The organism is Nocardiopsis sp. RV163 (assembly GCF_001029525.1).
GTDB lineage: Bacteria > Actinomycetota > Actinomycetes > Streptosporangiales > Streptosporangiaceae > Nocardiopsis > Nocardiopsis dassonvillei.
In genome coordinates, this window is record NZ_LEKI01000060.1 from 23,193 (window position 1) to 31,100 (window position 7,908).

Sequence of the window (7,908 nt, forward strand, 5' to 3'; positions counted from 1 at the left end):
ATCCGATGAACCGGGCCCTAGCCGTCGGCCTCGACGGCATGACCCTCGACCTGCTGCACCGGCTCGCCGCCCAGGGCGTGATGCCCACCGCCGCCGCGCTGCTGGAGAGCGGCCCGTGCGCGGAACTGGTGGCGCCCGTGCCGGAGATCAGCTCGACGAGCTGGGCGTCGTTCCTGACCGGGGTCAACCCGGCCCGGCACGGTGTGTTCGGGTTCGTGGACCTGCTTCCCGGCGGGTACGACACCTTCTACGCCGACGCGCGCACCCTCGCCGCCCCCACGATGTGGGAGATCGCGGCACGGGCGGGACTGCGCACCGCCTGCCTCAACGTGCCGGGCACCTACCCGGCGCCGACCGTCCACGGCGCACTCGTGTCGGGCTTCGTCGCCCCGCGCCTGTCCCGCGCGGTGTTCCCGCCACGACTCGCCGACACCCTCTCCGCGCTCGACTACGAACTCGACATGGAGATCGGCGATGTCGCCGCCGACCCGTACGCCTTCCTGGCCCGCGCGGTGCGCGCGCTGCGCGCCCGCGTCCGCGGGTTCGAGGCCGTGCTGGGCCGCGACGGCGCGGAACCCGAATGGGACCTGGGCGTGGCCGTGATCACCGAGACCGACCGGGTGCAGCACTTCCTGTGGGGCCCGCTCGACGACCCCGGCCATCCGCTGCACGACGCCGTCGTCGACTTCTACCGCGAGGTCGACGCCGCCCTCGCACGGCTGGTCGCGCTCGTAGACGACGAGGACGCGCTCTTCCTCGTCAGCGACCACGGTTTCGGACCGGCTACCTGCCAGTTCGCCCTCAACGGATGGTTGCGCGAGGGCGGTTGGCTGGCCCCGGAGCAGACCACCCCACGGCTGACCGACCTCGACGCCCGCTCCCAGGCGTTCGCGCTGGACCCGGCACGGGTGTACCTGCACCGCAAGAGCCGCTTCCCGTCCGGCTCCCTGAGCGACGAGGACGCGGACGCGGTACGCGACGAGATCGCCGACGAACTGCGCGCCCTGCGCCGCGACGGCACCCGGATCGGCCCCGACGTCGACGGACCGCCGGTGTTCGACGCCGTGGAGACCGCCGCGCAGGTCTACAGCGGCCCGCTGCTGGAACGGGGCGCCGACCTGCTGGCCACGCCCGCCCTCGGAGTCCAGCCCCGGGGCACGTGGGCGCCCGCGTCGACGGTCGGCACCGACGTGTTCACCGGCACCCACACGCGGGGCAACGCGATCTTCCACGCCCGCGGCGCGGACCGGGACCGCTTCCCGGCCCGGGTGGACATGACCGACGTGGCCCCGACCCTTCTCGGCGCGCTGGGCGTGGACACCCCCGACATGGACGGCCGCGCGGCCGACACCGGCCGCGCGCAGCGGACCACTGGAGGTACGGCATGAGCCCCACCGACATCCCCATCACCCCGGTTCGCAGGGAGAAGCCGGGGGCGTTCTCCATCGAGATCGACCCGGCGATCACCGACCCCGCCTCCGTGCGGACCAGCTTCCTCGTCCTGCTCGACGGCGACCTGGTGATGTCCCCCGAACACCTGGGCGTGGCCTTCATGGCGAGCGTGCTGCGCGAGGCGGGTTTCACCTGCGAGATCCGCGAGGTCCGACACGGCCTCGACGAGGAGCGCACCATCGCCGAACTCGTCGAGTACGACCCGGCGCTGGTGTGCTTCACCCTGATGAGCCTCAACGTCGTCAGCGCCGCCTCGCTCTCCGAACGCCTCGCCGAGGCGCTCCCGGACGCGGTGATCGCCTGCGGCGGCCCGGCCGGCACCTTCGCCGGGACCGAGGTGCTCCGCCGGATGCCGCACGCCGACGTCGTCGCCGTCGGGGAGGGCGAACCCACCATCCTCGACCTCGTGCAACGCATCGCGCTCGGGGACGGCCTCTCCGACTGCCCCGGCATCTGCTACCGCGACGCCCGGGGCAGACCGCGCCAGAACCCGACCCGGCCACTGGTCCACGACCTCGACGCGCTCCCGCACCCGGCCCGCGACCAACTCGTCTCCCACGGCAACGAGCTGGAGTACGTGCGGGTGAGCACCAGCCGCGGCTGCGTGGCCCGCTGCACGTTCTGCGCTGCCCCGCACACCAACAACCGGGTGCAACAGGGCAAGGCGTGGCGGGGACGCAGCCCGGAGCGGGTGGTGGACGAGATCGTCCGACTGGTGCGCGACCACCGGTTCCGCACCTTCGACTTCATCGACTCCACGTTCGAGGACCCCGACGGCGGCCGACTGGGCAAGGAACGGGTCCGCAGGATCGCCCAGGGCATCCTCGACGAGGGACTGGACATCTACTTCAACGTCTGCATGCGGGCGGAGAACTGGAAGGACACCCCGGAGGACCACGCGCTGCTGGACCTGCTGGTGCGTGCCGGCCTGGAGAAGGCCAACGTCGGCATCGAGTCCGGCGTCCCCGAGGAGCTGCTGCTCTGGGAGAAGAAGGCGACGGTGCAGGACAACGTCACCGTGATCCGGATGCTGGAACAGCACGGGATCTACCTCGCGATGGGCTTCATCCCGTTCCACCCCTACGCCACGGTCGAGACGATCCTGGAGAACGCGGAGTTCCTGCGGCACAACGCGGGCCACAACCTGCGCCGTATGACCGAGCGGCTGGAGATCTATCCGGGCACCAAGATCGTGCGGAGGATGACCGACGACGGCCTGCTCACCGACGCCTACCTGAACGAACTCGACCCCTACGGCTACACCTACAAGGACGAACGGGTCGAGGTGCTGGCCACCCACTTCGCCTCGCTCTACAACAACGACGACTACCACCGGCGCGGGGTGATCACCGAGCAGTCCTCGGTGTTCGAGTTCGAGACCTTCAACGTCGTCCTCCAGACGTTCATCTCCCGACTCCACCGACGCTTCCACCACGTGCCCGAGGCGATGGAGCGGATCGAGACGTTCAAGGAGAGGATCCGCGCGATCCGCCAGGAGATGGCGCAGCACAACGTCGACTTCTTCCGCAGCAACGTCGACGACGCGCTCTCCGGACGCCTCGACCACGACAAGCGGGCGGCCCAGGTGCTCGACGTCGAACGCTACTTCGACGCCCGGATCGACCAGATGAAGACCGAGCAGCTGCGCCTCGGCAAACACCTGCACCGCATGGGCCTGCGCGTGGCGGAGATCAGCTCGACCCTGCCCGACCCGGCCCCCGGCGGGGCGCAGCGGTCCTACACGGGGGAGGGCGCCGGTGCGACCTGGTGACGACGTCGCCGTCTGCACCCTGACCGACACCGCACTGGCCGACCGCCTCAGGGACCTGCCCGGGGTCGCGGTGGCCGCACCGCTGCGCACGGCCAACATCGGCATCGAACAGATCGTCCGCGCCGTGCTCGCCCGCCCCTCGCTCCGGGCACTGCTGGTGTGCGGGGCGGACTCGCGCCTGTTCCGCCCGGGACAGAGCCTGGTCGCCCTGCTCCGCCACGGCATCGACGGAGACGGCGGCCGTATCCGACGCGCCGAGGGCTACGACGCTCGCCTGCCGGGGCTGGGCGTCGCCCAGGTGGAGCGCTTCCGGAACCAGTTGACCTGGCACGACGCGCGCGGCGTCGACGACGAGGGGGAACTCGCGGCGCAGGTGGCGGCACTGCGCGCCGCCGTCCGCCGGGCACCGGCCCCGACCGCCGGACCCGTCCCCGAACCCGTCGGGGCCGTCGAACCGACGGAGCTGCGCCCGAGGGGGAGACGCCGCGACCTGTCGACCGCCCTCCAGGGGTTCGTGGTCATCACCGCCGACCACGCCGAGGGCACCGTGCTCCTGCGAGTGTTCGACGCCGACCTCACACCGCGCTACCGCATGCGCGGCCGTCGCGCCGAGTCCATGGTGCTCGGCCTGCTGGAGGCCGGAGTGATCACCGACCCGGCCCACACCGGCTACCTCGGCACCGAGCTGGGCAAGGCGGAGACCGCCCTGCGGTGCGGGCTGCGCTACGAGCAGGACCTGCCGCTGCGCCCGGCACTACACGACAGCCACGAAAGGACGCGCGCATGACCCCGATCGAGTTCCGGTCCGTGCTGTACGGCACGTTGGGGGTGACGGGAGCCGAACTGGCGCCCGACGTCGCGCTGCGCGACCAACTCGCCGTCGAGTCCTCGCGGATGGTCGAACTGGCGATCCTCCTGGAGCAGGACCTCGGGGCCGACCTCGACGACGACGTCGACCTCGCGGCCCTCTCACCGACCGAGCTGCACCGGCTGGTCGAACCGGGGCCGACCGCATGACCGCCCGCCCGTCAGGGCAGCGAGAGGTCTTCGCGCACGCCCCGCGCCAGGTGCGGGTGGCACGCCGCGGGCGGTTCCTGCCCGGCGGGCACCAGCCGCACCACCAGGTCACCGGCGTGCTCCCCGGCCGGAGCCCAGGAGGCCGCCCGCGCCCGCTCCTCCTCGGACGCGTCCTCCGCCAGCACCACCGTCACCGGTCGGACGGGGGGCGCGACCGGATCGGCCAGGACGCCCCCCGACGAGGCGACGAACACCCGCGACGGGGCGGGCCCGACCTCCGCGACCCGGGCCACCAGGCCGGGCGCCGCCGCCCCGGAGACGAACAGCGCCCACGGGCGGTCGGCCGGCCAGTCGGCGACGACGGACCCCGGGCCCGCACCGCCGACCGCCTCCGGGACGGACAACGTGCGCACCTCCACCAGGGGGGAGAGCAGGTCGCGCCAGCTCCGGGCCGACACCGGCCCGTCCACCACCAGCACCAGACAAGCAGCGGCCCCGATCCCGTCCGGTCCCGTCACGACGGCACCCCTCCCCGGCTCCCGTCACCATCCCGCGTCCGGTGGGCAGCCTACAGCGGGCACGCCCGACCCATCCCGAGGAAAGGAGAACGATCACGATGGCCACACCGCGCCGCGTCGCCGTCATCGGCCTGGACGGGGTCCCCCCGGAACTGCTCTTCGACAAGCACTCCGCGGACATGCCCACCCTCACCCGCCTGAAGGAGAGGGCGGTCTGGGGACCGATGCGCAGCATCGACCCTCCCATCACCATGCCCGCCTGGGCCTGCATGCTCTCGGGCGCCACCCCCGGCGAACTCGGGATCTACGGCTTCCGCGACAGGGCCGACCACGGCTACGGTCCGATGGAGTTCGCGACCGCGCGCAAGATCCGCCGCCCCCGCATCTGGGACCTGGTCTCCGCCGAGGGCGGCACCAGCATCGTGCTGGGCGTACCGGGCACCTACCCCACCACCCCCATCCTGGGGTCGATGGTGTCGTGCTTCATGGCCCCCTCCACCGACGCCCGGTTCACCCACCCGGTCGGCCTCGCCGACGAACTCGCCGCCCTCACCGGCGGCTACCGGCTCGACGTGGCGAACTTCCGCTCCCCGGAGCCGGAACGGATCTCCCAGGAGATCTTCGACATGAGCGAGCAGCGCTTCGACGTGGCCCGGCACCTGGCGACCACCCGGGAGTGGGACCTGCTCACCCTCGTGGACATGGGGCCGGACCGCCTCCACCACGCGTTCTGGAAGCACTGCGACCCCGGACACCCCCGCCACGAGCCGGGCAACCGCCACGCCGACCTGTTCACGCAGTACTACCGTGCGCTCGACCGCCAGATCGCCGGACTCCTGGAGGCCCTGCCCGAGGACACGGCGGTGATGGTCGTGTCCGACCACGGCGCACAACCCATGGTCGGCGGGTTCCGCGTCAACGAGTGGCTGCGCCGCGAGGGCCTGCTGGTGCTGCGGGAGGAACCGGACCACCGGATCCCCCTGGCGAAGGCGTCGGTCGACTGGACCCGCACCGTCGCCTGGGCCGAGGGCGGCTACTACGGCCGCGTCTTCCTCAACGTCGAGGGCCGTGAGCCCACCGGCACGGTCCCGGCCGCCGAACACGAGGACACCGCGGACCGGATCGCCCGCATGCTGGAGGCGCTGACCGACGAGACCGGCGCGCCGATGCGCAACCGCGTCCTGCGCCCCCACGAGATCTACCCCGAGGTCAACGGGGTCGCGCCGGACCTGATGGTGTACTTCGGTGACCTGCGACGCCGCGCCCTGGCCACCCTCGGAGGGAGCGAGGGCCTGCACACCACCGAGAACGACACCGGTCCGGATCACGCCAACCACGGGGACACCGGTGTGTTCCTGCTCGCCGGGACCGGCGCCTCCCCGGGCCCGCGTCCGGGCCTGTCCCTGTACGACGTAGCCCCTACTCTGGAGTCCCTGTTGGGCGTTGAGTCACCGGTCCGTCACAGCAAGTCGGCGGGTGTCCTGGCCTGAACAGGTCGTGACGTCCACCACCCGGAATAGGAACGCTGATGGCCCAACCGGACCGAGCCCTGACCCCCCGCCAACGATGGCTGGGACTCACGATCGTCCTCGCCGCCGTCCTGGTCGACCTCATCGACGTCGGCGTCGTCGTCATCGCGGCGCCCCACCTGGCCGCCGACCTCGGGGCGACACCGGCCGAACTGCAGTGGATCGTGGCAGGCTACGCGTTGGCCTTCGGCGTGCTCCTGGTCCTGGGCGGGCGGCTCGGCGACATCCTCGGACGGCGGCGCACCTTCCTGGCCGGGACCGTGGTGTTCACCGTCGCCTCGGCGGCGTGCGCCCTCGCCCCGGACACCACGACGCTCATCGCGGCACGCGCCGCGGCCGGCCTCGGGGCGGCGCTCATGGTTCCCCAGGTGCTCTCCATCATCCAGACCACCTTCACCGAGAGCGAGCGCCCGCGGGCGTTCGGGGCCTACGGGGCCGTGGTCGCGGTCGGCGCCGGGCTCGCCCCGCCCATCGGCGGGCTGCTGCTCGAACTCGGTCCAGAAGAGCTGTCTTGGCGGATCCTGTTCCTGATCAACGTCCCGATAGGAGTCCTGGCCGTGCTCGGGGGCGCCCGGTACCTGGAGGAGTCGCGCACCGGAGACCGTCCGGGCCTGGACCTCGTCGGGACGGTCACGGTCGGCGCCGCACTGCTCCTGGTGCTGTTCCCCCTCGTCACCCTCGGACACGGGAGCGTCTCACCGCTCGCGCTGGCCGGCGGACTGGTCGGTCTGGCCCTGCTGGCGCTCTTCGTCCGCACCCAGCGCCGAAGGGAGGAGCGGGGCCGCCCGGTACTGGTGCCCATGACGGTGTTCCGGCGTCCCGGACCCGCCGTCGGCCTCGTCGCCGTCGTCATGGTCTGGTCCGGGATGAGCGCCTACACCCTCGTGCTCACCCTGCAGCTCCAGGACGGGCACGGACTGTCCCCCCTGACCACCGGCCTGGTCCTGATGGCATGGCCGATCGGGGTGGGCCTGTCGGCCAACTCGGCCTCCCTGCCCGCCCTCCTCGCCCGCATCGACGGCCGACAGGTCCTCCTCGGGACCGCGCTCCTCACGGCCGGCATGGCCCTGCTGGTCGCCTCGCTGGGGCACGCCCTCGCCACCGGCGGCGCCCTCGGCGGCACCGGAGACATCATCCTGCGCCTGGTGCCCGGTCTCTTCGTCAGCGGCCTCGGCATGGGCCTGTTCGCCCCCGGCATCACCCAGAAGATGATGTCCTGGGCTCCCGAGGAGGCCGTGGGCGGCGTGTCGGGCACCGTGAACGCCGTCATCCAGATCGCCGGCTCGCTCGGCACGGTCGTGGCCGGTTCCCTGTTCTTCCTCGCCCTGCCGCGAGGGGGGACCGGCACGCACCCCCCGGAAGCGGCCGACACCGCCGGCCTGGTCGCGCTGCTCTACCCGCTCGGCGGGTTCCTCGTCGCCGGTCTCGTCGCGGTGTGGCTGCACCGCAGCGAGCGCCACCGGCCCAGCCCCGAGGACCCCGACCGGCCGTCCCCGCCCCCGGAGCGCCGACTGGGCCGGTCGGGGAGCGCGTCGGCGGTACCCGGACGGCGACCGCGTCGCCGCGGCCCCTCCCCGGACGGCGGCTGAACGGGTGGGCGTGCGGCTCCGGAACGGCACAC

The 7,908-nt window shown here is 72.6% G+C and carries 7 protein-coding genes; 6 read left to right on the forward strand and 1 reads right to left on the reverse strand.

Translation table 11 applies throughout. The features are described from left to right. Positions 1-5 precede the first annotated feature (5 nt). The 4 genes from ABD54_RS13000 to ABD54_RS13015 are packed head-to-tail and all read left to right on the forward strand — an operon-like array spanning position 6 to position 4,240. Positions 6-1,388, forward strand: coding sequence for an alkaline phosphatase family protein (locus ABD54_RS13000; RefSeq protein WP_047869727.1), 1,383 nt, complete (start codon positions 6-8; stop codon positions 1,386-1,388). Then, entirely contained in the window at positions 1,385-3,223 is a 1,839-nt protein-coding gene (locus ABD54_RS26715) for a B12-binding domain-containing radical SAM protein (RefSeq protein WP_053063584.1), read from the forward strand. Before ABD54_RS13000 ends, ABD54_RS26715 begins: the two co-directional genes overlap by 4 nt. Then, positions 3,210-4,010 carry a hypothetical protein gene (locus ABD54_RS26720; protein WP_053063585.1) on the forward strand — a complete coding sequence of 267 codons (801 nt, stop codon included), beginning with the start codon at positions 3,210-3,212 and terminating at the stop codon, positions 4,008-4,010. Before ABD54_RS26715 ends, ABD54_RS26720 begins: the two co-directional genes overlap by 14 nt. Further along, a complete protein-coding gene (locus ABD54_RS13015; RefSeq protein ID WP_047869728.1) occupies positions 4,007-4,240 on the forward strand; it encodes a hypothetical protein in 234 nt (77 codons plus the stop codon). The genes ABD54_RS26720 and ABD54_RS13015 overlap by 4 nt, the downstream gene beginning before the upstream one ends. 11 nt (positions 4,241-4,251) lie before the next feature. Here ABD54_RS13015 and ABD54_RS13020 read toward each other — a convergent pair whose 3' ends face one another. Beyond that, positions 4,252-4,758, reverse strand: a complete 507-nt coding sequence (locus ABD54_RS13020) for a hypothetical protein (RefSeq protein WP_152692041.1) — start codon at positions 4,756-4,758, stop codon at positions 4,252-4,254. Between the two features lie 98 nt (positions 4,759-4,856). On the opposite strand from ABD54_RS13020, the gene ABD54_RS13025 reads away from it, so the two are divergent. Further along, complete coding sequence (locus ABD54_RS13025; RefSeq protein WP_047869730.1) at positions 4,857-6,248, forward strand: alkaline phosphatase family protein; 1,392 nt, start codon at positions 4,857-4,859, stop codon at positions 6,246-6,248. 38 nt (positions 6,249-6,286) lie between these two features. Then, positions 6,287-7,876: an MFS transporter gene (locus ABD54_RS13030; RefSeq protein ID WP_053063586.1), complete on the forward strand. Its 1,590-nt coding sequence runs from the start codon at positions 6,287-6,289 to the stop codon at positions 7,874-7,876. Positions 7,877-7,908: the final 32 nt, after the last annotated feature.

Excerpts from the sequence above, each read along its gene's own strand:
- ABD54_RS13025 (WP_047869730.1), top strand. The coding sequence starts at position 4,857 with ATGGCCACACCGCGCCGCGTCGCCGTCATCGGCCTGGACGGGGTCCCC.
- ABD54_RS13030 (WP_053063586.1), top strand. The coding sequence starts at position 6,287 with ATGGCCCAACCGGACCGAGCCCTGACCCCCCGCCAACGATGGCTGGGA.
- ABD54_RS26715 (WP_053063584.1), top strand. The coding sequence starts at position 1,385 with ATGAGCCCCACCGACATCCCCATCACCCCGGTTCGCAGGGAGAAGCCG.
- ABD54_RS13015 (WP_047869728.1), top strand. The coding sequence starts at position 4,007 with ATGACCCCGATCGAGTTCCGGTCCGTGCTGTACGGCACGTTGGGGGTG.
- ABD54_RS13000 (WP_047869727.1), top strand. The coding sequence starts at position 6 with ATGAACCGGGCCCTAGCCGTCGGCCTCGACGGCATGACCCTCGACCTG.